Origin of the sequence: Nocardiopsis alkaliphila YIM 80379, assembly GCF_000341005.1 — a bacterium.
Lineage (GTDB): Bacteria > Actinomycetota > Actinomycetes > Streptosporangiales > Streptosporangiaceae > Nocardiopsis > Nocardiopsis alkaliphila.
Genome location: NZ_ANBD01000055.1, coordinates 1 through 23,363 on the forward strand (window position 1 = coordinate 1; position 23,363 = coordinate 23,363).

The following is a 23,363-nucleotide window of genomic DNA, read 5'->3' on the forward strand; positions in this document are numbered from 1 at the left end:
TACAGTCCGAGCTCTACCTTCCCCGGGAGGCGGCTCCGGAGGCATTCGCCGCGCTGCGCGGGATCGGGCACCTGATCGCTCCGGTGTTGCACGTCTCGGAGGTGCGCACGGTCCGTGCCGACGACCTGTGGTTGAGCCCGGCGTACGGCCGCGACTCGGTGACCCTCCACTTCACCTGGCACCGGAACCCGGAGGCGGTGGCCCCGGTGCTGGAGACGGTGGAGGAAAGGCTCGCTCCGCTGGGCGCCCGACCGCACTGGGGAAAGCTCACCACGCTACCGCCGGCGGACGTGGTGGCCTCCTACGAACGTGCGGCGGACTTCGCCGGCTTGCTGGAGCGCTTCGACCCTCAGGGGAAGTTCCGCAACCCCTTCGTCGATGCTCACTTCCCCTGAGAAGGGCCCAGCCACTCCAGGAACAGGACGGTGGCGTCGTCCTGGAGGTCGCCGTCGTGGTATTTCAGGATGCTGTGGACCAAACGACGTAGGGTCTCGGGAACGGGCAGTCCCTCGGCGTTGTGGCGCATGATGAAGTCGACGAATCGCTCCAGCCCGAACTCGTCGCCGCCCGGGAGATGGGTCTCGGTGATGCCGTCGGTGAACAGCACTAGACGATCGCCCGGCTCCAACCGATCCTCACTCTGGACGGCGCTCAGACCCAGGTCGAGTCCTAGAGGAAGCCCCGGAGACCGATTCGGCATCTCGCGTCCCTGGCCATCACGGATCAAGACCGGGGGTTGGTGGCCGTGGCTGAGCCAGGACAGACCTCCCGTCCTCAGGTCGAGCTCGGCGATGAGCGCGGTGACATAGCGAGGGGCGCCCAGATGTTCCAACAGGGCGGCATCGATCGCCTCACCGATCTCCGACAACGTGGCCCCTTGGCGCCTGCTGTTGCGGTAGGCGGCGACCGCGAGGTTGGCGGCGAGCCCCGCGGTCACGTCGTGTCCCATCGCGTCGAAGATGGCCAGATGGACCACGTGCTCGTCGATCCCGTAGTCGAAGGCGTCCCCGCCCACCTCGTAGGCGGGTTCCAGCACCGCGCTGATGCTGATCTGTTCGTTCGCGAACTCGTTCGGTGGCATGAGGTTCCACTGGAGTTCGGCCGCGAGGTTCATCGGGCGGGTCCGGGACAGGCGGGCGAAGGAGTCGCTGTACTCGCGCTTGGTCACCAGCAACATCGCGACCAAGAGGGAGAGGACGCGTAGGGCGCGCATCGTCGCCGTGTCGGAGTTGCGGACGTCCACCCGCATGACACCGATTCGTTCGGCGTTGTCCTGGAGGGGCACCCACCAGCGTCCGAGTTCGCTACCGACCTCGGACAAGGGGGAGAGGGTTTCGAAGACACGTCCGGCCAGGGTCCCCTCGATCGGCAGTGCGGGTTCCCGGTGGTCGGTACGTCCTGACGGGCCGTCCTTGCCCAGCAGGTGGAGCACTTCCTGCCGGAGGTCCACCACGTAGATCGCCACGTTGTGGAACCCGGCGGGCTCGGCGTGTTCCATACGGTGGCGGGCAGCTGCTCGACCGTCAGCAGGGGCGACTCCTCCAACAGCCTCGCGAACATCTCGACCAGCTTTGCGTTGACGGGCATACGGACCACCTGTGTTCCGGAGTGGGACCGAATCGGCGTCCCCTCAGGCACTCGTTCCCTCCCCGGGATGGGAACGACGACGGATCGTCAGATTACGCTTCGAACGGGCCGTGTGGAATCATCGCCGCAGGTCCGATCCGGTCTTGGAAACCGACACCGGGTGTTCGATGGACCCTGGTCAACGTGAGGCGGCGGTGTCCGGGACCGACTCCGGACACCGCCAGGGGATCAAACCTCGTCGTTCGTTTCGGCGGTGGCCTTCTTGCGGCGAGCCAGGTAGGCCGCGACGCCCCCGCCCGCGGCGACCGCTGTGCCCGCGGCGATCAGACCGACGACCGGAACACCGGTCCGGGCCAGGTCTTCGTCGTCCTTGCCGGGTTTTTCATCGGCCGGGAGGTCGTCACCCCCACCCTTCCCGTCACCGGAATCCGCCCCGTCTTCGCCGTCCTCCTCCTTGGGCCCGTCATCGGCCCCACCGGTGTCTCCATCACCGATGCCCTCGTCACCATCTCCGCCCCCGGTGCCCTCTCCGTCGTCGCCCTCACCACCGGTGTCCTCCCCGTCATCGATGGTGGGAGGAAGATCCGCGCCGACCAAGGTCTCACCGACCCCATAGGTCACACTGAACCCTTCTTCCGGAAAGTCCACGGTCAAAAAGAGATCGTGGCTGGTGCCCCAATAGTCCACACCTCGCACACGGTCTTCCCAGGGGTCGGTCTCGGTGCTGAAGGAGAACTCAGCGCCGGGTTCGTTCACCTCGACGGATGCTTCGCCCGGGGAATGCGAGTACTCCGTAACACCGGCCCAGTTCTGCTCCACCCGGGCTTCGACTTCGGTGAAAGAAACCTTGAGGACGACTTCGTCGGATCCTTCGCCCTCGGTATTCTCCAAACCGGGTTGGGAGATCCCGTCCTGGGCGGCCGCTCGCATGGTCTCGAGGTCGGCTTCGGTGAGTTCGAGGCCGAGTTCACGGAAGTACACCCAGGCGTAGAGTTCATCCTCCTCCACGTCCACCAGGATGCTGTGGATCGAGTCGGACCACACCTCCTCGTCGTACAGATAGCCGCCGTAACCGCTGACGTCACCTCCACGGGGGTAGTGGGAGGAGATGTGACCCTGACCGGCGACACTCGCCTGGGCGTAGCCGATCTCACCGCCGTCGGCGTGGGCGGGAGCGGCCGTGAGCGTGAGCGCGCCGACAGCGGTGAAGGCGAGGGCGCCCTGGAATGTGCGCTGGACATGAACGCGGGAACAGGAGGTCAAGGGAGTCTCGCTTCGGTTCAGCCGATCGTATTCGTGTCACGACCGGTGGGGCGTTGTGCACGTTCGGTTGAAGGGGAGTCGTGCAAAGAGCATGCTCGGATACACCCAGGTAGGCCTGGGTGGGCGTCCGGCATTCATTTATTATTGCCAGGCAAAGGAAGGGTAAAGGGCACACTCGGGAAACGATCACGTAACTCTGAATATCTTCCCGAAAAGGTATTGTTCTCTGTTGTTGAAATGATGGACTTTCCGGTCAACCTTTCGCGGCCCCATGCGTCCTGCCTTCCGGTCATTCCCAGACGAGGCGACGGGCGGTGGACACGTCCAACGGGGCGCTGCCCTGGTGTGCTGCCAGCAGTGCCCGACCCGCTTCGGTCCTGGTGTGCACCACTTCGCCCAGGGACACCCACCGCCTCCACGCCCGTTCGAAGGCGAGTGCGCCTCGCTTGTTGCGGGCCAAGAGCGTGGGTACCGCGTGGAAGACCGCCACTGTCGCGACCGCTCGCGAATCGGTGAGGACGTGGCGTGGGATCAGGTAGCGCGGGTCGCCCACCAGCGGTCCGAGGACCTCGTCCAAGGATTCGGTGAACAGTTCGGCCGCCACCGTGTCGGCGTGGGTGAAGCGATACACACCGTCGGTGTCCACATGGACGCGAACCCCTTCCGAACCGGTGCTCGAGTGACCGGCCGAACGTAGCGCGTCGGCCACAGCGCACGCGTAACGGACGGTCTCTACCGGCCGACGGACCAGGGAGCGTACGTGCTCGGCCTCTCGGCGAACCCGTTGGAAGGCCCGAGACCAGTACGTTCCCGCCACGGTTGCGAGTACGACGGCGAGTAGCCACGACCATGGAGCGAACGCCCCCACCAGCAGGACCACCAGGGCCAAGGAAACCAGGATCAACACGGGGGTCGTCTCCCTGGCCGAAGGCAGAGGGCCAGGTGCGGGCACGATCCTTTGGTCCCCCACGAGTGCTTCGGGTGGCGGCGGCGTCGCCACGTCCCCGCCCGCCGCTGGGGCGGGCCCCGATAACGCCCGCCNGCCGTTCTCGTACCCGAAGCGTGGACGACAGCGTGTCCTCGTAGCCCGTTCCCAGCCGCCATCGTTCCCGGGTGCCCTCCCGGTCTGCCGCTCGACTCAGCATCCGGGCGTTGATCGAGGCCGGGTCGGTGGGAGGCTCGTACGGGGACAGTTCCGGGTCCACGTGCGCCACCCCGCTCATCACCTCGCCGTCGTCGCTCGCCCCCAGGTAGCCCTCGTGTTTACGCACGAACCGGTCCCAGTCGGCCGATCCACGCGGATGGTCGTGACTCACGCACACCACCGTCCAGGTGTGCGCCACCTTGTCCGGCCACTTTGGGTCCAGCCGTAGCGCGCGACCTCGGCTCTGCACCACCGCAGTGGGGGTCGTGGCGGTGGTCAGGTCCACCACAGTGTTGACCCCGCGGGCGTCCCACCCCTCACCGAGTAGGGCGCGTGTACCCACCAGCACCTGGCAACGGCCGCTCTCCAGGAAGCGCGTCACCACACCCACCCAGGTGCGGGATGTCCACCCGCCTTCCAGTACACACAGACCGTCCACCTCGCGCACGGACAGGTCGGCCCGGGGTGCCTCCGCCCGTGCGAAGTCCAGGAGCGCGGCCGCGGTGCTCACCCCGGTGGCGACGGTGCGACCAGTGACCAGCACCGGATCCAAGGCACCGGTGCGGGGGTCGGCGGCCAGCTGGGCCACCTGGAGCCAGGCCGAACCCGCGTCGTCGGGCAGAACCCCGCGCAACGCCACGGGTGCCCGGGCGGTGGCGCGTTCGTGGTCGCACAACACCAGGGCGCGCAGACGTGGACCCAGCGCACTCTTCTCAGCGGCGAGGATGTCCACGGTGGCCAAGGACTTCGCGGTGCTGCGGGCCAAGACCCGATCGGTGGGGGAAGTGCTGCGGCGGATCCCGCGACGAGTGAGGTGGTAGCCCACGGCCGGCAACGCGGCGCGGATGCGTTCGCGGGCCTGGCGGTCGCGTGGGGATTCCGGATCAAGGCAGTAGCGGACGTAGTCACCGATCAGCGCGGTCCAATCCTCTGCCCGAGGCGAGTGCCGGTGCTGCTCGTGTACACGGGCGCCATCCGGTAGGGCGATCAACCCTTGGTGGTGCAGGCGCAGGACGGCATCGGTGAGCTCGGGGTCACGGGCGGCGAGAGCGCCCCACCCGAGTCGTCCGCCCTGGGTGGTGTCCCGGGAGACGAAGCGGGCGTCCAGCCAGGGAAGGAAGTCGGTGCTCGCAAAACCGGGGCGGAGAAGATCGGTGCACATCTGTGTGAACCGAGCGCCCTGTCCGGCGAGGTACTCGTGTTCGGTGAGGGTGGGCTCGGTGACGTATACGAGTTCGGCGAAGGGTGCCAGGTAACCGTCGCGGACCAGGGCGGGGATGGAGGCTCCGACGATGGGGGCACCGAACAAGCGGTCCACGAGGTCGTGTTCGGCGGTGGTGAGGCTTTCGGCGGGGGTACCGGTCAGACCGACCACGTGGGCATCGGGGAGGTCGTCGAGGATCTCGGCGAGCAGGCGTCCCCATACCTGGAGCAGGTGATGGCATTCGTCGAGTAGCAGGGTGAGCGGCCCCGCGTCACGGAGGGCGCGTACCAGGGCCTGGCCGTTGGTGTGCAGACGGTCGCGGACGGGGGTCGACGAGCGGCCTTCCTCGTCGGTTTCGGCGTCGGGATCGAAGACCGCCAGGGACTGATAGGTGAGTACGTTGACGGCGTCTTCGAGCGCCCGGTCGCTCCCCGCGTCGCAGCCTTCGGGGCGCTCGAAGTCCTGCCAATGCCGGACCCACTGGCCTTGGATGGCGGTGTTGGGGACCAGGACCACGGTCCGGCGCCCCAGCCGACGGGCCGCCTCCAGCCCGACCAGGGTCTTGCCCGAACCCGGGGGGAGCACGATCCAGGTCCGCCGCTCCCCGGCGGCCCAGCGTGCGGCCACCTCGTCGAGCGCGGTGGCCTGGTAGGGGCGTAGTTCCCCGAGCCAGGTCGCCTCCGACACAGGCACCGCAGTTTCGGACATTCCTCAAGAATAGACGTGCCCGCCCTGAACCAGTGGGCCCGGGGCGGGGTGAACCTATTCCCAGCGCAGGCCCTCGGGGCGCATGCTCCGCAACAGCGCCGGCAGGGCCGCCAAGGTCGTCAGGAGCACCATCCCGATTCCGGCTCCGGCGATGAACAAGACGTCCAGCGGATCGAAGGACACCGGCAGGTGGACCAGATCGAGGAGCATGGCGCCCAACCCCAGACCGGCCGCCGTGGCCAGGACGACTCCCACGAGCACGGGCAGAGCGCTCTGCCACAGCACCGAAGCCACCAATGTGCGCCGGCGGGTGCCGAAGGCGGTGAGTACGGCGTGCACCCGCTTACGTTCGCGGATCTGTTCCACGGCGCCTACGAGCAGTCCGGCGGTGATCATCGCCAGACAAGCCAGCGCGCCACCGATCAGCATGGTCCGCATCCCGGACAAGGCCGGGTCGTACTCGATGGTCATGGGGAACGACATCCGGTAGGTCGGATCCAGACCCGCGACGGTGGCCCGCAGCTCCTCCTGGACTCCGGGTACGGACGGGTCCACACGAAGCCAGAGCCTTTCGCCCGCCTCCGCGTCCTCGGTCGGTACGGCCGCCTCCGGCGTGGCCAGGACGACGTTCTCAGCCGAGTGATCGATCGAGGACCTGGAGGGGTGCTCCACCAAGGTGCCCTCGAAGGGGATCGGTGCCGGCACCTCCCAGACAACCGGCGAACGGTGCTCTCCACCACCGAGCACGAGGTTCGCCCCCTGCTCCAGTTCGGGCACTGCGCTGAAGACGTCGCCGGGGGAGCAAGAGGGAAGATCGGCCAGTCGCATCAGGGTCGGACAGTCGGCGACCCGGACGGAGAGCATGGTGCCGTCGTCGGTGAGGCCAGGGGTGCCGATGAAGGCCAGGGCGGCTTCCACCCCCGGAACCTCCTCCAGCCTTCTCGTCGGGTCGCCGCCGGACGCTCCCAACCGCAGTTCCGCCTCCAGGTTGTAGCCGGCCTCCCCGAACGCCTGTTGTTCGTACGCCTCCTCCAGGGTGTCGGCGTGTTCCACCGTGGTCGCGGTCTCCACGCCCGTGAACAGGCTCTGCAGGGCGATGGCCCCGGCGACGGTGACCACGATCCCGCTGATCGCGCGGGCCGGTCCTCCGTCAGAGGCACCCAGCCGGCGCAGGGCCAGCTGAAGGGAGAGGGGGCCTTGTGAGGAACGGCCGAAGAGCCGATCGACCAGCCAGGGCAGTACCGCGGTCACGCCGAACAGCGTCGTCAGCAGCCCGACGGCCACCAACACCACCCACAGTCCTTTGCCCAAAGGCGTTCGTAGGGCGCCGACGATGAGGCCGATACCGAGCGCGAACAGGGTCAACCGCCACCACAGACGAGGGTTTCGGCGTTCGGCGCGACGCACCGTCCCCAGTGGTTCGATCACCACACCGCGCAGGGAGGTGATCACCACCCACAGGGCCAAGAGCGGTACGGCGACGAACACCAGGGGACCCAGGACCGGGTGCGGTACCACGTCCGCGCCGTACACCCCGGTGGAGAGAGGGACCATCTCCACGAGTGGGCGACCGGCGTGGTGGAAACCGGCACCGAGCAATAGACCGAGGGCGATCCCGGGCAGGGTCTCACCCGCGGCCACTCGGCGAATCGCCCGGCGGTCGGCCCCCATGAGGCGCAGTGCGGCCAACCGTCGATCCCGCTGTTCCCCGCCGAAGCGCACCGCCGCTCTCAGGAACACCACGACGGGGGTGAGCATGACGACCGTGCCCACGATCCCCAAGAGCAGGATGACCGGGTCGTCCGCTCCGCCGTTCGTGTCTCCGCCGTAGCCCGTGATCCGATTCCCGGCGGTGTTCAGGGTCAGTTCCTCGTTACCGAGGTAGAAGGCCAGTTCGTGGGGACCCTCCAGACCTTCCGGTCCGATTCGGCCGATGATCGTGTGGTCGTACCTGCGTTGCAGGACTTCGTGTTCGGGGTCGTTCAGGAGGGCGGCCAAGGCGGGGGAGACCACGACCTCGTCATGGGCGGGCAAGGCGTCCACACCGGGAGGAAGGGGCGCGTCCGGCCCCTCCGCGCGGACGATCCGGCCGAAGATCGGGTCGCCGCGGTAATCGGTGTCGGCGATGCGGAAGACCAGGGTGTCGTTCCCGGCTTCCGGCGGTGGGTATTCCGCCACCTCGTAGTCCATCCGTGCCGCAGAACGTTCGTCGCGGTGTTCCAAGATGGTCGGCAGGGAGGCGGCCAGTAAGAGGGTCGCCGTCGCCACTCCCACCCCCAAGGCCGACAGAAGAGTGCGAAGTAGGCTCTCCCGGCCACCGCGCAGGGCCAGGCCGGCGCCCAACCGAAGGTCACCGAGAAGAGACGACCGACGCGGGGCCAAAACCTTTCGGCCGGTGCGTTCGCGCGGACTCATCCGAGCCCTCCCAGGTCTCGGGTGCGGCCATCGCGGACCACGACCTCACGATCGGCGTAGGCGGCCACTCGAGGCTCGTGGGTCACCAGGACCACCGCCGCTCCGTTTTCGCGGGCGGTGTCGGTGAGCATACGGATCACCCGCTCCCCGTTGAGGGAGTCCAACGCACCGGTCGGTTCGTCCGCGAACACCACCCTGGGCGAGGTGACCAGGGCTCGGGCCGCCGCGACCCGTTGGTTCTGACCACCGGAACACGTGCCCGGTGACTTACGCGCGACGTCGGCCACGTCGAGTCGTTCCAGCCACCGCAGAGCGGTCCGTTCGGCTCGGCGGCGAGGGGTCCCGCCCAGACGCAGGGGCAGGGCGACGTTCTCCACACAGGTGAGTTCGGGGACGAGTTGGCCGAACTGGAACAAGAACCCGAACTCGGTGCGGCGTAGGGTACTGAGTTCGGTGTCGGAGGCTTGGGTGAGGTCGGTTCCCGCGTAGTCGATCCGGCCCTCGTCAGGACGCACGAGCCCGGCCAGGCAATGCAGCAGGGTGGATTTTCCGGATCCGGACGGGCCCATGACTGCCACGATCTCACCAGGGTGGAGGGAGAGGGAGGCGTCCACCAGCGCGCTCGTGCGGCCGAAGGAACGGCGCAGCCCGGATGCGGTGAGCAGAGGTTCGCTCGGGAGCCGTCCGGGGTCGGTTCTTCGGTCGGTGAGGCCGGTCCTCATGAGGCGAGCTCCCCGGCCAGGTCGTTCAGCCGGGCGGCGGTCAGTTCCAACCAGCGCAGATCGGCCTCCAGGTGGAACAGGGCGTGGTCGCAGATGAGTTGTTCGGCGAGGTCGCCCTGGGACTTGCGGCGGGTGAACTCTCGCATCCGTCGCAAGTGTTCGGCGCGCTGGACGTCGAGGACCTGTTCGGCCGGTCGTCCGGTGAGCAGGGCGAGGATCACCTTCGTGTACAGGGCGCTCTGAAGGTAGGGCTCGGGGTTCTCAGGCCGGGTCAGCCATTGTTCGACGTCGGTGATTCCGGCGTCGGTGACGGTGTAGCGCTTGCGCTCGGGACCCGCCCCGGGTTCGATCGCCTCCACCTCCACCAGCCCGTTCTTCAACAGGCGGGAGAGGGTCGCGTACACCTGGCCGTAGGCGAGCGGGCGTTTGGTCGCGAAGTGTTCGTCGTAGGCGCGCTTGAGGTCGTAGCCATGCTGAGGGTGCCCCTCCAGCAGACCGAGGAAGGTGGTTCCAAGTGACATGGGCACGACTATACATAAGGTGTATACACCGCGAGTATAGTTGGCTCCGGTGTGGAGCCTCCACCAAGGGAGCGCACCTCCTCCCGAACGCGCCGAAGGCCCCGACGCGGAACGCGTCGGGGCCTTGAAGGTCGGTCGAACACCGAGGTCGGGGTGGTCCTCGCTCAGAGGGCCGGAGCCGGGGCCCGCTTCGCCGAGTAGAGGAACGCCACCAGGGCGCCCACGGCCGTCACCAGCATCACCGTGGTCATGCCGCCCAGGGTGGTCTCCCCGGTCAGTCCCACGGTGGCGGCCAGACCCGAACCCACCGCGAACTGCAGGGTGCCCAGCAGCGCGGAACTGGTTCCGGCGATCTCCGCCGGCTGCCCGGACAGGGCCATCGCCGTCGCGTTGGGCGAGATGAGTCCGGTGAAGAGCATCATCACGAACAGTGCCACGGTGACGTTCACCAGAGTGGCTTGGCCGGTCACCGCCAACAGGCCCATGGCCAGCACCGACACGATGGCGCCCACCAGCCCCAGGCCCAAGCGGCGGCGCAGCTCCATCCGGCGGATCAGTGCCACGTTGACCTGGTTGCCGAGGATCATTCCAAGGGTGGTCACCCCGAACACCAGGCTGAACTGCTGGGCGCTCGCGCCGAACTGGTTCTGCGACACGAACGAGAACGCCGAGATGTAGGTGAAGCTCATACCGAAGCTGAGCGCCAGGACCGCGGTCGGCGCCGCGAACCCCGGGTCGCGCAGCAGTCGGATGAAGGTCCGCGCGAGCACGCGCGGGTCCTGGCGGGTCCGCCGCTCCTGGGGCAGGCTCTCCGGCAGGGCCAGGTACACCAGCACGAAGGTGGTGACCCCGGCCAGGCCCAGCGTGCCGAAGATCAGCTGCCAGGGACCCAGGTACAGGAGTTGGCCGCCCAGGAGCGGGCCGAGCATGGGCGCCAGACCGGTGATCAGCATCAGGCGGGAGAAGAAGGTGGCGGCGGTGTCACCGTGGAACACGTCCCGGACCACCGCGCGGGCGACCACGAGTCCCGCCGCCGCGGCCAGTCCCTGCAGGAACCGCAGGGCCATGAACGTCTCGACGGACGTCACGAACACGAGGGCGAAGGTCACCGCGGTGAACACGCCGGTTCCCACCAGCAGGGGGAGGCGACGGCCCCAGCGGTCGCTGAGCGGGCCGGCGACCAGCTGGCCCGAGGCCAGCCCGGCCATCACGGCGGTCAGGGTCAGCTTCACCCGGGACTCGCTGGAGCCGAGGTCGGCGGCGATCTCCGGAAGCGCGGGCAGGTAGAGGTCGGTGGCGAGCGGTCCGATGGCGGACAGGGCCGCCAGGACCAGGACGAGCAGGACGGCGGGTCGCTTGGGGGCCGGCGGCGAGGCCGGAGCCGGGGTCGGATTCGGGGTCGGGGTGGCGAGGCCGGGGCGCGCGTTCGGGCGCACGGAAGTCAGGCTCACGAGCTCTCCAGGGCAGGGTCGAGGAAGGTGCAGAGCAACCAGAGGGTGATGTCGGCGCCGTGAGCCACCTTCGGGTGGGGCACCTGGGAAGTGTCCTACGTGGGGACACTTCGGCTTGCAACGGATGACCAGGGAAAGGCAATCCCGACTTGACCCGGGTTTCCCGGTGATCCGAACCACAGGGAGAAAACGCCTGGCAGTAGGAGTTTTCGTGTGTGGTGATGACACTCACTCAGTGCTCTGACACCATCTCGATGAGGAGAAAACCCTCGCTGGGCGGGGCGAGGTCACCCCACCGGCGTCTGTTGGTAAAGGCACAGGCGCCACCCGTGCTCGTCCCGTGCGTAGACGCTGGACATCCGTGCCACGAAGGGGGGTTCCTCAGCTCGCCACGCGCGACCCGTGTAGATGATCACGACCGAGCCGGGGGCGGGCTCCAGCACGCGCTCCTCGCTGATCTCGTACTCGTCCCACGTGGGTGCGTCGGCGAGAGAGGCGACGACCGCGTTCCGATCGAGGACCATGCCGCCGGCGAGCACCATCACGGCACGTTCGGTCATCAGGGAACCGTAGAACGCGTCACCGGATCCCTCGCACAGAGATCGCCAACCTCGATGCTCCAGAGCCAAGAGTTCGTCCAGGACGCCCATGATGCCCTCCTCCGCTGGATCCGCTCACCTCAGTTTGAGCAGAGAGGGGCAGCCGCACGCAAGGATCGGGGACGGTTTCGTTCGCGCTCGTGGTCCAGTCCCGGAGTCAGTCCTGGGGTCGGCGGCGAGCCGCGCGCAGGCGGGCGTCCTCGGCGGCGCGGGCGGCGCGGCGCAGTCGGTGCCATGAGGTGGCCCAACGCAGGCGTTCACCCTCGTCGGTGCCGACACAAGCGGTCACGAAGGCCATCAGGAACACGTAACCGGGGAGTTCGGTGCCTTCCAGGGCGCGCTGGAACTTGTCCGCGCTGATCACACCGCCGCACTTGTACTCCAGTTCCAGGTAGGACCAGTCACCGGCCCAGACGAGATAACGGCGCATGATCAGCAGGAATTCGTCCGGAGTCTGGGCGTCCATCGGGTTGGGGCGCTGTTCCGGTTCCGGCTGAGTGGCCGGCAGAGTCGTGTTCATGGGCTTGGAATGGACGTGGGTCTGTTGACCGGTCCGGTGCAGTGAACGGTTGGGACCGGTCGGTTCGAGGAGGCCAGGGACACTCACTCGGTCTCCTTTGCGGCGGTCATCATGACGGCCAAGGGCATGGAAAATACTCTCCAGCACCCGTGTGGGACGGATGCGAGCAGGGTTTCTGTGAACGTCGATCGTCGGAGAGTGATGCTGTGGCGGGAAACGAACGATCGGTTGCAAGGAAATCTACCGGATGAAGTCGACGCGCGAAAGCGCCTGTTATCCGGGTTTGTGGGAGGCGTACGTCTCTTTCGGTGTCCTCGGGTTCGCCGAGTGAGGTTCCGTTGCGATCTTTTTCAGGAAATCGAATCAAAGGTGATCTTCCGCGCCGGCTAAAACGTCCCTGATGTCGGGAAGTTTCTTCTCCCAGTTCATCTGGGGAGATGGTAAGGAACGATCGCCAGGGGGCAGAAAAAAGGTGGTCCTAACCTAGGAATAAAGCCTGTCCGAAACTAAGGCGTCCACCAGAGGGTGGTCGCGTCGTCCCGGATCTTGCCTCGTGGAAAGCGTCGGCCCAACGGATCGGCCGCCTCCAGGGAACGGACCCGCTCCAGCAGAGCACCGGGGCCTCGGTCCCGGGCCAACCCGAAGAGGTCCCGCCACGACAGGTCGCCGAACACCTCCACCGACCGGCTCCCCCCACCNTCGCGCCATCGGTCAACGCCAAGAACGGGGCCCGAGGCAGTGTCCCCGTCAGTGCCTCCCCGGCGGCCCGTGGGTCCGCCCCGGCCGTCCAGAAACCGCCCGGCACGTTGCGCCAGGCGCGAATCGCCGTTCCAGGTTCCACTCGTGGTCGCAGGTCGTCCAGCCGGGTGTCGGCCACCACCCGGACACTCCCGTGCTCCTCGAACAACAACACGGAATCGGACAGGACCAGATACTCCAACGCGTCCTCGCCCAGCCGGACCGCGACCACGGTCGCCGAAGGTGTCTCCTGATTGGTGAGGTCACAGCGGCCCTGGTGTGCGGCGGACGCCGCGATGATGGCTTCCGCCAGCGCGTCCTGGGGAGCAAGACCGGCGTCCAACTCCGCCAGCAGCAATGCTCCGAGCCTGCGCGTGTACCAGGCCACCCCGTGTGAACAGCCATCGTCCACGTCCCTCGGAGCGCTGACACCGTCGAGTAGCACCGCGCTGGTGGCGGTCATCGCGGCGAAGTCCTCGTTGGGGTGCTCAGGACCGGCGGCTTCGGTGGCGAGGAGGAAGGGCACGGTGCCCGTCCTACCCGAGGACGGGCACCCACACCCGTTCGCGGGGTCTACCCGGTCACATGGACCCGGGGAAACTCGAACGGGTTCCGGTTCAGCGCACTACCACGGTGGCGTGCACGTTCAGGTGCCCCTGCTCCCACAACCAGTCCATGGCGGCCAGGCTCACCCGGGCACAACCCTTGGACGCCGGTCGCGCCGGAACGCTCGGGTACCCGTGCACGGCGATGCCGCCGTTGAAGTACTTGGGCCGGTACAACGCTCCGTACGGCCCCGGGTCCCAGGCATCGACATCACGGAAGACGGAGTAGGTGCCCTCGGGGGTGGTGGCGATCCGTTCATCGCCGTCGGAACCCTCATAGGGCTGACCGGAGCCGGTGGAGGTGTGGATGACGCGCTGGACCTCACCGTCGGTGACGATCAGCAGGAGCTGACGCTCCAGGTCGATCTCCACCACGGAACCGGAGCCGGTGCTCGCGGAGGGGACCGTGCCCTCGTCGAGGGCGGAGCGGGTGTCCGGGCCGACGATGCCGTCCCGATCGATCCCGGCGGCCTTCTGCAGGGCCAGGACGGCGTGCTCGGTGTGCAGGCCGAACTCACCGTCCACCCCGTCGATCCAGTAGCCGAGTTCACTCAGCCGTTCCTGGAGGGCGTGTACCTGCGCGCCGGAGTCACCGGTGCGCAGTTGAGCGGTGATCGCCGTGGCGGAGGACGCACCGTCGGGTGCTGAGGCCACGGACGGGACGGCGTGCACGGGGGAGGCGAGCAGAGCCGCGCTCAGGGCCAAGGCGCAGGCCGGTCCGAGGAGGGTTGTCCGGAGGGGGTTCCTTGCGAAGGGTGATCGAGGGGAGACCATACGTTCCATTTACCCATAGATCCGGGGTCTTGGTCGCCCCACTTTCGGAACTCGTTGACGATCGAATGGCGCCTGGGTGGACTTCGGCCGGACCACCAGGCAGGACACGGCGCGAACTCGTCGAGAAAACCTCTCGATCCTCACCCCACGAACCAGGGGCCGGGATCTGTCCGAAGTGGGGTGAGGGCCGAAGCAGGGTAGATCGAGTGAGCGGGACACAGCGGCCCGAACATCGCGCGGTGACCCGACCCAGGGATCCCCGAGAACCCAGGAGGCGGCATGAGCCGGTTCTTCATGAACGAGCGTGAGACCCTCGTCGAACAGGCGTTGGAAGGGTTCGCCGAGTCCCATAGCGGTCTCGTCGACGTCCATCCCGACCCCTTGTTCGTCACCCGCCGGACGCCCACCACGGGCAAGGTCGCCCTGTTGTCGGGTGGTGGCTCCGGCCACGAACCCCTGCACACCGGTTTCGTGGGCCAGGGAATGCTCGACGCGGCGGTTCCCGGTGACGTCTTCACCAGCCCCACCGCCCTACAAGTGCGCGCGGCCATCCAGGCCGTCGACAGTGGCGAGGGCACGGTGATGGTCGTCAAGAACTACACCGGCGACGTTTTGAACTTCTCCATCGCCGCCGAACTCCTCGCCGACACACACCGGGTCGAACAGGTGCTGGTCGACGACGATCTCGCCACCGAAAGAGAGGACGACGGTGGTCCTGGGCGGCGTGGCACCGCGGCCGTGGTCGCGGTGGAGAAGATCTGCGGTGCCGCGGCCGAGGCGGGAGTGCCCATCGCACAGGTGCGTGACCTGGGACGGCGGGTGGTGGCGCGGTCGGCGACGCTCGGAGTGTCGTTCGAAGCGTGCACCAACCCGGAGACCGGACGCCGCTCCTTCGAGCTGGAACCCGGGGAGATGGAGTTCGGCGTGGGGATCCACGGTGAACGAGGCATCCAGACCAGAGTGATCGGCAAGGCCGACGACCTGGTGGAGAGCCTGGTGTCTCGGCTGGTGGAGGCGGTGGGTCTGCGTCGCAGTGACTCGGTGTTGGCGATCGTCAATGGCCTGGGGGCCACACACGGTCTCGAACTCGCGGTGGCGGCCAGGCAGACCCGCCGGGTCCTGGACGGGCAGGGGATCGATATCACCCGTTCCCTGGTCGGGCCGTACGTGACCTCGTTGGACATGAAGGGGTTGTCGATCACGCTCACCGCGCTGACCGACGACCTGGTGAAGTTCTGGGACGCGCCGGTGCGGACGCCGGCCCTGGTGTGGTGACGAAAGTGGTGGACATGACGGACAAAGGGAATGGGACGAACGGGGCCGAACTGACGGGGGCGGGGGCCAAGATGTGGCTCTTGGCGTTCGTGGATCGGGTCGTGGCGGGGGCCGACGAGCTCACCGAGCTGGATCGCGAGGCCGGAGACGGCGATTTCGGATGGAACATCTCCTCCGCGCTCAAACGCGGCCGCGAAGGATTGGAGGGCATCGACGAGGCGCATCCAGCGCAGGCCTTTCAAACGGTGGCGGACGCCTTTTTGGCCTCGGGTGGGACGAGCGGTCCCCTGTTCGGTCTGTGGTTCGGCCGTTTGGGGGCGGGGCCCACCGCACCATGGGGCGTCCCGGAACTGGGCGCGGCCTTCGGGACGGCGACCGAGGCGGTGCGCCGGCTCGGTAAGGCCGAGGTGGGGCACAAGACCATGGTGGACGCGATGGTCCCGGCCACCGAGGTGCTCACCGACGCCACCGCCCGAACCTGGCGGGAGGCGGTGTCCGAGGCGGCCAGGGCGGCGCGGGCGGGCGCGGAGTCCACCGGTGGGATGGTCGCCCACCGAGGGCGCGCCAGTTACCTGGGGGAACGGGCCAAGGACGTGTTGGATCCGGGCGCGGTGGCCGTGGCGTGGTTCTTCGAGTCGGCCGAGGGGGTCTGAGCTCCTCACATCGAGCGGGGCCGATAACCTCCCCTTCTGCGGACCGAAACCAGGGGGCGAACGTGAGCGAGAGCAGAACCACCGTCAACGACCACAAGGTCGTCGTGATCACCGGTGCCGGTGCGGGGATCGGTCGGGTCACCACGCATCGCCTGCTCGCCGACGGCCACTCCGTGGTCCTGGCGGGCCGTCGTGTCCGAACCCTGGAGGAGACGGCCGAGGGACGTCCGGGGGCGACCGTGGTGGAGACCGACGTGACCTCCTCGGAGTCGGTACGGGCACTGTTCAGGTCGGTGCGCGAGCGTTATGGCCGGGTGGACGTGTTGTTCAACAACGCCGGCGTGTTCGGTGCCGCGGCGTCGGTGGAGGAGATCTCCGATGAGGACTGGCACGAGGTCTTGGCCACCAACGTCACCGGCGCGCTGTACTGCGCTCGGGAAGCGGCCACGCTCATGCGGACACAGGAACCCCGTGGTGGGCGGATCATCAACAACGGTTCGATCTCCGCGCACGTGCCCCGGCCATCCAGCGTGGCGTACACGGTCAGCAAGCACGCCATCAGCGGACTCACCGCCTCCATGAACCTGGACCTGCGCGATCACGGCATCGCCTGTAGCCAGATCGACATCGGCAACGCCGCCACCGCCATGACCGCCGGTTTCGGCGCCAACGCCCGACAAGCCGATGGTTCGGTGCGCCCCGAGGCCACCATCGACGCCGCGTACGTCGCCGACACGATCGCGCACATCGTCTCCCTGCCGCTCGACGTCAACGTCCCCACCCTCACGGTGATGGCCCGCCAGATGCCCTTCGCCGGTCGAGGCTGAGAGCCCATCCGCCGGACACCCCTTGGCGAAAAGCGGTTCGGTGGCGCGTCCGACTGTGCTAGCGTCGCCTCCTCGCGGCGACCCGGACCTGGCCCCCTGGCCCAGGGACGTGCCGAATGCACGTTCTCGACCTGCCAAGGGGAGCCGCACCCGTGCGTGTCCACTTCGCGGTGTACGCCCGAGGGCTACGCCGACATTCCACCTACCGTGCCGCCACCGTCGCCGGCGTCCTCACCAACTCGGTTTTCGGGGCCATCAACGCGATGGTCCTGCTCGCCGTGTTCGCGGCGAGGCCACGGATCAACGGCTACGACGCCACCGACGCCGTCACCCAGGTGTTCGTCGGGCAGATGCTCATCACGGTCACCATGATCATCAGTATCGCTCCCTCCCTCGACCTCGCCGAACGCATCCGCACGGGAGAGATCGCGAGTGACCTGCTCCGGCCGGTCTCCCTCCAGGGATGGTGGCTGGCGCAGGACTTGGGGCGGGCCACGTTCGGTCTCGTCTTTCGCGGCCTGCCGACCTTCCTGGTCGGTGTCGTCCTGTTCGACGTGGTGATCCCGGACGGTGTCGGCCGGTCCCTGGTGTTCCTCGCGTCGGTGTTCCTGGCCGCGCTGATCGGGTTCGCCCTGCGCTACCTGTACTCGCTCTGTGGGTTCTGGATGCTGGACAGTCGCGGGGTGTGGGCGATCAACGGCCTGGTCGGCCCGGTCATCGCCGGCATGTTGCTGCCCCTGGCGCTGTTCCCACCGACCATCGGTGACATGCTTCGCCTGCTCCCCTGGGCTTGCATGGTGCAAATCCCCGCGGAGATCCTCCTCGGCAAGGACGACCTGCCCGGCGGGGGCGCGTTGGGAGGCCTGGCCCTTCAGGGTCTCTGGGCGGCGGTGCTGCTCGGGGCGGGGACATACCTCACCTCCGTGGCCACACGCAGGGCGGTGATTCAGGGTGGCTGACACTCACCGACGCATCGTGCCCGGGGACGAGCCCGGAGAGGGGGACGGTGGTGCCCGGCTCGCGGTCACGAAACTCCTGCGTCCGTTCCTCGACTACCGGCGGTTGGCCTGGTTGTGGGTGCGCGCCGCCGCCCAGTATCCGTTGTCCCTGGCCTTGATGTCCTTGGCCGTCACGACCGGAGTCCTCACCCAGGTCGGTGCGGTGGTCATCGTCTTCGGTCACGCCGGTACCCTGGCCGGCTTCACCGTGTACGAAGGGCTGTTGGTCTTCGCACTCGCGTCGAGCGCATTCGGAATCGCGGACATGTTCGCGGGTTCCGTGGAACGCCTGGGCCATCACGTCCGCACCGGTTCCTTCGACGCCATGCTCATTCGCCCGGTTTCGCCCCTGGTCCAAGTGGCCGCGGACGAATTCTCTCCACGGCGCCTCGGCAAGGTCGTTCCCGCCCTGGTGGTACTGGGCATCGCCTTGGTCAACGTCGACGTGGAGTGGTCGTACCTCAAGATGGCGCTGCTCGCGTTGACGATGCTCTCCGGCGTGTTGATCTGCTCTGCGATCTGGGTGATCAGCGCGTGTGTGCAGTTCTTCGTCGCCGGCGCCCGTGAGGCGGCGAACTCGCTCACCTACGGTGGTCAGGCCCTCACCGAATACCCCATCGCGATCTACGGTGAGGAGATCGTCCGTTCGGTCACCTACGTGGTGCCGCTGGCGTTCGTCAGCTGGCAACCGGCTCTGCTCGTACTCGACCGCCCCGACCCTCTCGGTATGCCCGAGTACTTGCGTCACACGGGTCCGGCCGTGGCCGTCCTCCTCTGCGCCTGCGCCGCTCTCGTCTGGCGGACCGGGTTGCGTCACTACCGATCCACCGGGAGCTGAACGATGACCTCGAACGCGATCATCCGAACGGACCCGGGCGAGCCGATCATCGAGGTCGTCGACCTAGGGCGCGACTTCGTGCTCTCCGAAGGGCCGTTCCTGCGCCGAACCCGTCGCACGGTCACCGCGGTCCGCGACCTCACCTTCACGGTCCGACCCGGAGAGATCGTCGGTTGTCTGGGACCCAACGGCGCCGGGAAATCCAGCACGATGAAGATGCTCACCGGCATCCTCACCCCCACCTCGGGCAGGGCTCGGGTGGCGGGGATGGAACCCGCCCGACAACGTACCCGCCTGGCCCGGGAGATCGGTGTCGTGTTCGGCCAGCGCACTACGCTGTGGTGGGATCTGCCGTTACGAGACAGTCTGGCCCTGACCCGGCACCTGTATCGGGTTCCTGGCCGAGCGCACGCCGAACGTCTGGCCGAGCTCACCGAACTCCTCGAACTCGGCCCCTTTCTGGACACCCCGGTGCGTCAACTCAGCCTGGGGCAACGCATGCGGGGCGACATCACCGCGGCCCTGCTGCACGCCCCACGCCTGTTGGTCCTGGATGAGCCCACCATCGGTTTGGACGTGGTGAGCAAGTCGACGATCCGTGATTTCCTTTTGCGGACCAACTCCGAGCGTGGCACCACGATCCTCATCACCACCCATGACCTGGGGGACGTGGAACGACTGTGTGAGCGCGTGATGGTGATCGACCATGGTCGCCTGGTCTTCGACGGTGCTCTTCCCCGACTGCGGGCAGCGGTCCCCACGCCGCGGATGTTGGTGGTCGACCTGGCCTCTGCGTCCGGGGAGATCGAGGTGACCGGCGCCCGCACCGTTCGGGTGGAGGGACCGCGGCAGTGGTTGGAACTCAGGGACAATCCGGCCCGAGTGATCGCCGAGGTGACCCGCGAACACGAAGTGGTCGACCTGACCCTGCGCGAACCCGACATCGAGGCGGTGGTGTCCTCCCTCTACAGAGGGGCGGACCCCGTGGAGGAGGCGGGAAGTCGCTGAGTTCGACGAGCCGGGCCGGAAGGGGCCCGTGGAGGAGCGGTGTTCCCTGTCTGAAGGCGGGTGGGCCCGTTCTCGGACTCGTTTTGGTGACCCGGGCGCTCCCATGGAGCTTCTCGGCCATGCTGGTCGCCCGGTTCGTTCGGGGCCGCCGGCGGGCGCGGGTGGCCCTGGTGATGCCCATGATGGGAGTGGGCCCGGCGAGCGTGCCGGCCCCCACGGAACTCGGCCTTGTGCCCGTACCCTCCGGAGGATCGGGGCCTGATCATTCCGATTTCCGGGGTTCCGCGAAGATGGTGCGCATGATGCTGCCGTCTTATGGAATATGGCTCGGAATCGCATTCGGTGTGCTCTCTTGCGCCGCCTACACGGCTGCGGCCGTGGCCCAACGCAGGCTCGCCGTGCACCTGACCGAACCACTGACCGGCCGACGGCAGATCGGACTGCTGCTGCGACATCCGCTCTGGTGGGTCTCCCTGGTGTTCAACGGCGGACGCGCGGGGTTCCAGGTGGCGGCGGTCGGTTTCGCTCCGCTCACGGTGGTGCAGCCTCTCGGGGTGTTGGTGCTGGTCTTCGGGATCCCTTGGTCGGCCAGACTGGGGGGCCGTGGGGTGAGCCGGGCGGAGTGGCATGGGGCCGCCTACACGATGGTGGCCTTGGGCGTCCTGCTCGCGGTCACGGTCACCGGCGACCAGGGCGGAGTGTTGTCGGAAACGGACTCCACACTGGTCGGCTCGGGGACGGTCCTCCTGCTCGCCGGTGCCGCTTGGCTGGCGGGCCGGGTCTCCTCCGCGGCCTGGCGCAGTTACCTGTTGGCGGGGGCCGCGGGTGTGGCGTTCGGCGTCTCCTCGGCGACGGTCAAGACCGCTCTGTGGGCCTTCGCCTCTTGGGGGGCCGTCGCGTTCGTGCACCCCGCGACACTCGCCACTCCGGTGCTCGCGGTACTAGGACTCTTCCTCGCGCAGGCCGCCTACCAGGGGATGGACCTGGGAGCCCCCTTGGGGATCACCACCTTGGCCAATCCCGTATCGGCGGCGATCGTGGGTGTGGCCTTCATGGGGGAGACCTACTCGGGGGGTTGGCTGGGAGGGTTCATCGCCGTGGCCTGTGCTTTGGTCGCCGCGCACGGAATCCGGCTGCTCACCGTTGTCTCCGTCGACTCTCCTGGGGACACGACGAGACCTCCCGAAGCCGAGTCCCATACCTGAACCCGTTCCGCCTCGCACTTGGGGACCCCGAGCCCGCTTCGGCTCTTCGCCCCCACCACCTGCTACGAACCCGGTGCCGGATCGCCATGAACCGCCCCGCCTTCGAACATGGTTTCGTTGCGTTGTTTCGTCACGGTGGTGATCCGTCACAGGCGTTGCGTGTGCACCGTTTCGTCGGCCTCGGTAAGCCTCCGGTGTGGTCGAAGGACGGTGACGAAACGAACGGAGCGGGTCACCGCTCACATGGGAGAAGTTCCATGGATCTGCGTCTCGTACGATCGGCGAAGGGCGTCCTCGGTTCTGCGCGCGCCGGGCTCAGTAGACGTCGAGCCCGGCACCCGGGTCCGGCTCCGGTTCCGGTTCGGGGATGGGGACCTTCCAGGTCAAGACGGTTCCGGAGATCTCACCGCGCCGGGCGGTGAACTCTCCTCCCAGGGCCTCGGCCCGCTGCTCCATGTTGCGTAGTCCGCTACGGCGTCCTTCCTTTGGCAATCCGACCCCGTTGTCCGTCACGCACAGGGCCAAAGCGGTCGGACGACCGGTCACCGACTTCTCCTCCACGCCCACCGACACGTGTACCTCCGTGGCCCGTGCGTGCCGCGCCACGTTGGTCAGCCCTTCACCGAGCACGGCGAGCAGTTGCTCGCCGACCTCGTCCGGCACCGATGCGTCGATGGGGCCGTCCAGACTCACCCCCGGATGACAGCCCAAGCTGTGCGCGGTGTTCTCCGCCAACCGCAGGATCCGCTCCCGCAGGGAGGTGTCCTGCCTGCTCGGCGGGTTCTGCAGGTCGAAGATGGTCGACCGGATCTCCCGGATGGTGCCGTCCAGTTCGTCGATGGTGCGCTGGACCCTCTCCTCGGCCTCTGCCGAGTTGATCAACCGGACCGTGCTCATCAGGGTCATCGCCGAGGCGAACAGGCGCTGGATGACCACGTCGTGCAGGTCCTTGGCGATGCGGTCGCGTTCCTCCAGCACCACGATCCGCTCGGTGTCCCGGCGAGCCTCGGCCAACTCCAAGGCCACAGCGGCCTGGACGGAGAAGGAGTGCAGCATCCGGCGGATGTTCGCGTCGAAGGGGGAGCGTTCGACGAGATTGCCGAGCAGCAGTACCCCACGGGTGTTACCAGGGGTGCCCAGGGGCACCAACAATCCAGGGCCGTAACCACGGTGCGTCAGCATCGGACAGTTGGCTTGTCGCAGGTCCGGGATGGCGACCGCCTCCCCTGACTCGTAAACCCAGCCACAGGCGGAATCGTGTATCTCCACGGGGGTGCCCAGGATCTCTTGGGCGATCGGGCCATCCGCGATCTCCGCGAACAGGTGACCACGCGCGTGCGGATCCGGCAGCATCACCACCGCCGTGTCGGCACCCCCGATCTCTCGGGCCTGAGCCGCCAGGTAGGCCAGTACGTCATTGGTATCGGCCCCTGACAGCAATCGTGTGGTGATCTCGGTGGAAGCGGCCAGCCAACGTTCCCGTAGCCGGGTCTCCTCGTACAGGCGGGCGTTTTCGATGGCGACACCGGCGGCGGTCGCCAAGGCGGTGACGGTCGCTTCGTCCTCCTCGTCGAATTCCTCACCGTTCTCCTTCTCGGTGAGGTAGAGGTTGCCGAACACTTCGTCGCGCACCTGGATCGGCACTCCGAGAAAGCTCGACATACCCGGATGGCCTTCGGGGAAGCCCTCGAATTCCGGATGATCGCGTAGGTCGGTCAGCCGGAGAGTGGCCTTCTCGTGCAGGGGCGCCCCTAGCACGCCCTTGCCGTGCGGGAATCGACTGATTCGTTCCGATTGATCAGGGCTTACTCCGACCGGAATGAACTCGGTGAAACTCCCGTCCTCACCGATCACACCGAGCCCGGCGTACCTGGCCCCCGCCAGGTGTGCCGCTGCTTCGGTGAGCCTACGCAGCACCGTGGCCAGGTCCAGGTCGCCACCGATGGTCAGGACCGCCTGGAGCAGGGAATGCACTCGTCCCTGGGCGGACAGGTCCCTTTCGACCCCCGAGTGCATCTCTGCGAGGAGTTCGTCGAGGGACTTGGGGGACGAACGGTGGCTCTGGGGAATCTCGGTCATCTGTTCAACCTCCGCAGAGCCGTTGAGGGGTTGAGGGTCAGTACTCGAATTGTCGTTGGTTTTTTCCCGATTTGCCATACCTGGCTGCTCGGAAGTCGGGTGAGAGGGCTGATCAATTCCTTCGGAAACGCGGTCAGGGAGTCGGTAATTCATGCTAACGTCGCGGTCAGTCGACGCACGGGGGACCCTCTGACCTGGCGTCGAGCACGTGGAACTTCATGTTTCCAGT

The 23,363-nt window shown here is 67.5% G+C and carries 19 protein-coding genes and 1 pseudogene; 8 read left to right on the forward strand and 12 right to left on the reverse strand.

The window, feature by feature from the left end:
* The coding region (locus D472_RS25105) for a D-arabinono-1,4-lactone oxidase (RefSeq protein WP_033303435.1) at positions 1 to 395 on the forward strand (395 nt) is incomplete at its 5' end.
* On the opposite strand, the gene D472_RS26690 is transcribed toward D472_RS25105, so the two are convergent.
* The 11 genes and pseudogenes from D472_RS26690 to D472_RS0108815 all read right to left on the reverse strand — a co-directional run bounded on the left by D472_RS26690 (position 383) and on the right by D472_RS0108815 (position 14,251).
* On the reverse strand, positions 383 to 1,498 hold the full coding sequence (locus D472_RS26690) for a PP2C family protein-serine/threonine phosphatase (protein WP_017604102.1): 1,116 nt from the start codon (positions 1,496 to 1,498) through the stop codon (positions 383 to 385). The two genes, D472_RS25105 and D472_RS26690, sit on opposite strands and share 13 nt — an antisense overlap.
* A 317-nt stretch (positions 1,499 to 1,815) precedes the next feature.
* Positions 1,816 to 2,850, reverse strand: a complete 1,035-nt coding sequence (locus tag D472_RS0108745) for a hypothetical protein (protein WP_017604103.1) — start codon at positions 2,848 to 2,850, stop codon at positions 1,816 to 1,818.
* Between the two features lie 134 nt (positions 2,851 to 2,984).
* Positions 2,985 to 5,906 carry a DEAD/DEAH box helicase family protein gene (locus D472_RS25115; RefSeq protein ID WP_239642938.1) on the reverse strand — a complete coding sequence of 974 codons (2,922 nt, stop codon included), beginning with the start codon at positions 5,904 to 5,906 and terminating at the stop codon, positions 2,985 to 2,987.
* Between the two features lie 54 nt (positions 5,907 to 5,960).
* The gene (locus D472_RS0108775; RefSeq protein ID WP_017604109.1) at positions 5,961 to 8,321 is read right to left on the reverse strand and encodes an ABC transporter permease; all 2,361 of its coding nucleotides are present in this window, start codon (positions 8,319 to 8,321) and stop codon (positions 5,961 to 5,963) included.
* Positions 8,318 to 9,043, reverse strand: coding sequence for an ABC transporter ATP-binding protein (locus D472_RS0108780; protein WP_017604110.1), 726 nt, complete (start codon positions 9,041 to 9,043; stop codon positions 8,318 to 8,320). The genes D472_RS0108775 and D472_RS0108780 overlap by 4 nt, the downstream gene beginning before the upstream one ends.
* Positions 9,040 to 9,564 carry a PadR family transcriptional regulator gene (locus D472_RS0108785; RefSeq protein WP_017604111.1) on the reverse strand — a complete coding sequence of 175 codons (525 nt, stop codon included), beginning with the start codon at positions 9,562 to 9,564 and terminating at the stop codon, positions 9,040 to 9,042. Before D472_RS0108785 ends, D472_RS0108780 begins: the two co-directional genes overlap by 4 nt.
* A 164-nt stretch (positions 9,565 to 9,728) precedes the next feature.
* Complete coding sequence (locus D472_RS0108790) at positions 9,729 to 11,015, reverse strand: multidrug effflux MFS transporter (RefSeq protein WP_017604112.1); 1,287 nt, start codon at positions 11,013 to 11,015, stop codon at positions 9,729 to 9,731.
* A gap of 287 nt (positions 11,016 to 11,302) precedes the next feature.
* The gene (locus D472_RS0108800; RefSeq protein WP_017604113.1) at positions 11,303 to 11,665 is read right to left on the reverse strand and encodes a nuclear transport factor 2 family protein; all 363 of its coding nucleotides are present in this window, start codon (positions 11,663 to 11,665) and stop codon (positions 11,303 to 11,305) included.
* A 106-nt stretch (positions 11,666 to 11,771) separates the two neighbouring features.
* On the reverse strand, positions 11,772 to 12,221 hold the full coding sequence (locus D472_RS0108805) for a hypothetical protein (protein WP_017604114.1): 450 nt from the start codon (positions 12,219 to 12,221) through the stop codon (positions 11,772 to 11,774).
* 419 nt (positions 12,222 to 12,640) lie between these two features.
* Positions 12,641 to 13,398: pseudogene (locus D472_RS26695) on the reverse strand (hypothetical protein).
* Between the two features lie 91 nt (positions 13,399 to 13,489).
* Positions 13,490 to 14,251, reverse strand: coding sequence for a L,D-transpeptidase family protein (locus tag D472_RS0108815; protein WP_026117512.1), 762 nt, complete (start codon positions 14,249 to 14,251; stop codon positions 13,490 to 13,492).
* 279 nt (positions 14,252 to 14,530) lie between these two features.
* Here D472_RS0108815 and D472_RS0108820 point away from each other — a divergent pair, with 279 nt between their 5' ends.
* The 7 genes from D472_RS0108820 to D472_RS0108850 all read left to right on the forward strand — a co-directional run bounded on the left by D472_RS0108820 (position 14,531) and on the right by D472_RS0108850 (position 21,055).
* Entirely contained in the window at positions 14,531 to 15,526 is a 996-nt protein-coding gene (locus D472_RS0108820; protein WP_017604116.1) for a dihydroxyacetone kinase subunit DhaK, read from the forward strand.
* Positions 15,527 to 15,540: 14 nt separating this feature from the next.
* A complete protein-coding gene (gene dhaL, locus D472_RS0108825; protein WP_017604117.1) occupies positions 15,541 to 16,179 on the forward strand; it encodes a dihydroxyacetone kinase subunit DhaL in 639 nt (212 codons plus the stop codon).
* 62 nt (positions 16,180 to 16,241) lie between these two features.
* Entirely contained in the window at positions 16,242 to 17,006 is a 765-nt protein-coding gene (locus D472_RS0108830) for an SDR family oxidoreductase (RefSeq protein WP_017604118.1), read from the forward strand.
* Positions 17,007 to 17,158: 152 nt separating this feature from the next.
* Complete coding sequence (locus D472_RS0108835) at positions 17,159 to 17,965, forward strand: ABC transporter permease (RefSeq protein ID WP_017604119.1); 807 nt, start codon at positions 17,159 to 17,161, stop codon at positions 17,963 to 17,965.
* Complete coding sequence (locus tag D472_RS0108840) at positions 17,958 to 18,842, forward strand: ABC transporter permease (RefSeq protein WP_017604120.1); 885 nt, start codon at positions 17,958 to 17,960, stop codon at positions 18,840 to 18,842. The genes D472_RS0108835 and D472_RS0108840 overlap by 8 nt, the downstream gene beginning before the upstream one ends.
* Before the next feature lie 3 nt (positions 18,843 to 18,845).
* Complete coding sequence (locus D472_RS0108845) at positions 18,846 to 19,850, forward strand: ABC transporter ATP-binding protein (RefSeq protein WP_017604121.1); 1,005 nt, start codon at positions 18,846 to 18,848, stop codon at positions 19,848 to 19,850.
* A 302-nt stretch (positions 19,851 to 20,152) separates the two neighbouring features.
* Entirely contained in the window at positions 20,153 to 21,055 is a 903-nt protein-coding gene (locus D472_RS0108850; RefSeq protein WP_033303454.1) for a DMT family transporter, read from the forward strand.
* A 315-nt stretch (positions 21,056 to 21,370) separates the two neighbouring features.
* Here the strand turns inward: D472_RS0108850 and D472_RS0108855 are convergent, their stop codons facing one another.
* A complete protein-coding gene (locus D472_RS0108855) occupies positions 21,371 to 23,134 on the reverse strand; it encodes a GAF domain-containing sensor histidine kinase (protein ID WP_017604123.1) in 1,764 nt (587 codons plus the stop codon).
* Positions 23,135 to 23,363: the final 229 nt, after the last annotated feature.

Excerpts from the sequence above, each read along its gene's own strand:
- D472_RS0108775 (WP_017604109.1), bottom strand. The coding sequence starts at position 8,321 with ATGAGTCCGCGCGAACGCACCGGCCGAAAGGTTTTGGCCCCGCGTCGG.
- D472_RS0108785 (WP_017604111.1), bottom strand. The coding sequence starts at position 9,564 with ATGTCACTTGGAACCACCTTCCTCGGTCTGCTGGAGGGGCACCCTCAG.
- dhaL (WP_017604117.1), top strand. The coding sequence starts at position 15,541 with ATGACGGACAAAGGGAATGGGACGAACGGGGCCGAACTGACGGGGGCG.
- D472_RS0108815 (WP_026117512.1), bottom strand. The coding sequence starts at position 14,251 with ATGGTCTCCCCTCGATCACCCTTCGCAAGGAACCCCCTCCGGACAACC.
- D472_RS0108800 (WP_017604113.1), bottom strand. The coding sequence starts at position 11,665 with ATGGGCGTCCTGGACGAACTCTTGGCTCTGGAGCATCGAGGTTGGCGA.
- D472_RS0108845 (WP_017604121.1), top strand. The coding sequence starts at position 18,846 with ATGACCTCGAACGCGATCATCCGAACGGACCCGGGCGAGCCGATCATC.
- D472_RS26690 (WP_017604102.1), bottom strand. The coding sequence starts at position 1,498 with ATGGAACACGCCGAGCCCGCCGGGTTCCACAACGTGGCGATCTACGTG.
- D472_RS0108780 (WP_017604110.1), bottom strand. The coding sequence starts at position 9,043 with ATGAGGACCGGCCTCACCGACCGAAGAACCGACCCCGGACGGCTCCCG.
- D472_RS0108820 (WP_017604116.1), top strand. The coding sequence starts at position 14,531 with ATGAGCCGGTTCTTCATGAACGAGCGTGAGACCCTCGTCGAACAGGCG.
- D472_RS0108850 (WP_033303454.1), top strand. The coding sequence starts at position 20,153 with ATGCTGCCGTCTTATGGAATATGGCTCGGAATCGCATTCGGTGTGCTC.
- D472_RS0108855 (WP_017604123.1), bottom strand. The coding sequence starts at position 23,134 with ATGACCGAGATTCCCCAGAGCCACCGTTCGTCCCCCAAGTCCCTCGAC.